The sequence below is a fragment of the Nonomuraea sp. B5E05 genome (assembly GCF_039880665.1).
In the GTDB taxonomy this organism is placed as follows: Bacteria; Actinomycetota; Actinomycetes; order Streptosporangiales; family Streptosporangiaceae; genus Nonomuraea.
Genome location: NZ_JBDPMJ010000076.1, coordinates 1 through 2,986 on the forward strand (window position 1 = coordinate 1; position 2,986 = coordinate 2,986).

Consider the following 2,986-nt stretch of genomic DNA (forward strand, 5'->3'; position numbering starts at 1 on the left):
GCCGTTCAAAGCCCGCGGCGCCCTGGCCATCCTGCGCGGCTCACTCGCCCCCGACGGATGCGTGCTCAAACTGGGCGGCAAGGACGACTTCCGCCACGAAGGCCCCGCCAAGGTCTTCGACTCCGAGAACGCGTGCATCGCCGCCATCGAGGCGGATCTCATCGTGCCCGGCGACGTCATCGTGGTCCGCTACGAAGGCCCGGCGGGCGGACCCGGCATGCGCGAGATGCTCTCCATCACCGGCCCGCTGGTCGGCCGGGGCCTCGGCACCTCGGTGGCCCTCGTGACCGACGGCCGTTTCAGCGGGGTCTCGCACGGGCGGGTGATCGGGCACGTGGCCCCCGAGGCCTACCACGGTGGGCCGATCGCGCTGGTGCGCGACGGCGACCCGATCGTCATCGACAGCGCCGCCGCCACCCTCGACCTGCTGGTGCCCGAGACCGAGCTGGAACGCCGCCGCGCCGCCTGGCAACGGCCGGAACGCGAGGTCGAACGCGGCGTGCTGACCAAATATGTGGCCACCGTCCGCTCCGCCTCCGACGGCGCGGTCACCGCCTGAGCCCGGCGGCGACCTGCTCGACCTCGGCATGGTCGGCGGGCGGCTATGCTGCCCATTGACGTGTGGCCACCCCGGAGAAGGAGATTCGCGCGATGTACAAGGAGTTCGCTGTCGAGGCCGTGATGTGGCTTGTCCCGGTCGTGGTGCTGATCGGGCTGGCGCTCCTCGTCACCGCGTAGGCCGCAGGGCCGGCCGCGACGCGGCCGGCCCTCGCCCGTCGTCTAGCGGTAATACCTGTAGTAGGTCGTGGTGAAGACGTGCCGGTTGTAGTCGCTCCTGCCGGCGAGATACCGGTTGTAGGCGCGGGAGAGGCTCCTGGACCGCACGGTGCACGAGGCCCAGCGGGTCTTACGGGCCCTGATGGTTCCGACGTTGTCGTAGCACGTGCCCACGTGCCTGCCGTTGACCTTGAGCCGGGCCTTGAGCCTGACGTTGAAGACGGTCGTACGCGAGACGTTCCTGATTCGGACCTTGACCCGGCAGGTGTGCCCGCACCGGCCGAAGGAGATCTTGCCGCGAATGAGATGAGGCTTGGCGGCGACCGCGACCGCGACCGCGGACGCGCCGGCCGAGGACGACGTCGCGCTGGCGGGCGCGGCCATGAGCGAGGTAGCCGCAGCGGCGACTAAGAACGTTCCAATCAGACTTTTGATCATGATTCCCCCAGTGATGCAGTCGCCATCCCCCTGTGGCAGCGACTGGTATCCAGTCGATTACACCAAGAATCCGGAAGTAGCAACATTTCACCAAGGTGATCTGATGCGAAACAGTTATTCTTTTATGCCGGGCTTATACAAGGATGCCGGAGATGCCCAGCCGCTGAGCAGGGACAGCACGGGAGACGGCCCCTGGGCGGCACTCAGTCGGTGAAAGGCGGCGGGTCGCCCGCTTCGTTGAGCTCGGCGATGGCCAGTTCGGCCGTGCTGCGGATGTCGAAGAACTTGTCGAGCGCGGTGATCGCGAACAGGTGCTTGCAGCGGCCGTTGAGCCCCGACAACAGCAGCCGGCCCCCTGATGCGGTGACGGCCTTGTGCAGGTAGACCAGCACGGACAGGCCGGAGGAGTCGCAGACGCTGACCGCCTGCATGTCGATGACGAGCAGCGGAGGCTGGGTCAGGTCGAGAGCCTTGGTGACGCGGTCGCGAACCTCCGCGGCGGAGCCGAAGTCGAAATCCCCCGTCAACCGCGCGATGACACAGGGTCCCTGGAGTCCGAGGCTTATCGACAAGGCCTGCTCCGAAGTCACCCAGCTCCACCTACTTGCGTTGCCTGCCCGATCCGACCACTCTACGAGAAGTAGCGCTTCGGGTTGAACACCAGCATCTGCTCAATCTGGCCATCGGTCACACCCGAGTCGAGCAGTGCGGCCAACACGTCGTCGTGAATGTGATCGTAGCGCCAGTTGGGCGCGAGCGTGGCGCGGGCGTCATCCCAAGCACCGCCGAAGTAGTCCATGAAACAGGCGGTGTCATGACTGAGGACCATACGGTCGGCGTATCCGCGCTGGCACAGCTCCGCGATCGTGGCCACCCGCTGCGCGGTCGAGTTGTAGACGTCCAACCCGAATCGGTCCATTCCGAGGGTCGCGCCGGTGTCGGCCATGCGCATGAGGTAGTCGAGGTCGTTGCTGTCCCCCGCGTGCCCGACGATCACCTTCTCCAGGTCGGTTCCCTCCTCGGCGAACAGGTCGAGCGCGAGAAGTCCGCTCTGGGTGAACGCGTTGGTGTGGACGGTGATCGGCGCGCCGGTGCGGGCGTGCGCACGCGCGACGGCCCGGCAGATGCGCTCGACGCCGGGCGTCAGGCCCTTGGCCTCGACGACGCACTTCAGGAACGCCGCCCTGACGCCGGTGTCGGCGATGCCGTCGGTGAGGTCGCGGACGAAGTCGTCGACCATCGGGTCCGGCCCGTCAAGGAACAGGCCGGGGCCCCGGTGCTCGTACTGGTGCGGCAGCTCCTCGAAGGCGTAGAGGCCGGTGGCGACGATGATGTTCAGGCCCGGCACCTGCTCGGCGACCCGCTGGATGCGCGGGATGTAGCGGCCAAGCCCCCACACCGTCGGGTCGACGAGCGTCCGCACGCCCTTCGCCGCCACCGCGTTGAGCTTCCCGACCGCGTCCGCCACCCGGAACTCCTCGTCCCACCACGCGCCCCTGCCGTAGTTGTCCAGGTGTTCGGCGGCCACGACGAAGATGTGCTCGTGCATGAGGGTCTGCCCGAGATCGTCAACGTCCACGGAACCGCGCAGGGTGTCGACGGTGGGCATGCGGCGCCTCCATGCCGGCGGGTCTGGTGCGCGCCAACCTAGACGAGTAAGTCCGAAGGCTTGCGGTGCATAGGGGAAGGGCCTCCATGATCGTTTTGTGACGAACGACATCGAGACCCTTCTCACCGCACTCTACGTGAAGATCGACGATGAGTTGGGAGG

4 protein-coding genes are annotated in these 2,986 nt (G+C 67.2%); 1 reads left to right on the forward strand and 3 read right to left on the reverse strand.

Features of this window, described 5'->3' with window-relative positions; genetic code table 11:
* The coding region (locus tag ABGB01_RS45795; RefSeq protein ID WP_347780608.1) for a dihydroxy-acid dehydratase at positions 1-559 on the forward strand (559 nt) is incomplete at its 5' end.
* Between the two features lie 221 nt (positions 560-780).
* On the opposite strand, the gene ABGB01_RS45800 is transcribed toward ABGB01_RS45795, so the two are convergent.
* The 3 genes from ABGB01_RS45800 to ABGB01_RS45810 form a co-directional block, all read right to left on the reverse strand.
* Entirely contained in the window at positions 781-1,215 is a 435-nt protein-coding gene (locus tag ABGB01_RS45800; protein WP_347780609.1) for a hypothetical protein, read from the reverse strand.
* Positions 1,216-1,418: 203 nt separating this feature from the next.
* Positions 1,419-1,805 (reverse strand): STAS domain-containing protein, encoded by a 387-nt coding sequence (locus ABGB01_RS45805; protein WP_132603662.1) that lies wholly within the window; start codon positions 1,803-1,805, stop codon positions 1,419-1,421.
* Between the two features lie 41 nt (positions 1,806-1,846).
* On the reverse strand, positions 1,847-2,824 hold the full coding sequence (locus tag ABGB01_RS45810; protein ID WP_347780610.1) for a phosphotriesterase-related protein: 978 nt from the start codon (positions 2,822-2,824) through the stop codon (positions 1,847-1,849).
* Positions 2,825-2,986: the final 162 nt, after the last annotated feature.

What these genes read in the sequence shown, in the direction of transcription:
- ABGB01_RS45800 (WP_347780609.1), bottom strand. Translation starts at nt 1,215, where the DNA reads ATGATCAAAAGTCTGATTGGAACGTTCTTAGTCGCCGCTGCGGCTACC.
- ABGB01_RS45810 (WP_347780610.1), bottom strand. Translation starts at nt 2,824, where the DNA reads ATGCCCACCGTCGACACCCTGCGCGGTTCCGTGGACGTTGACGATCTC.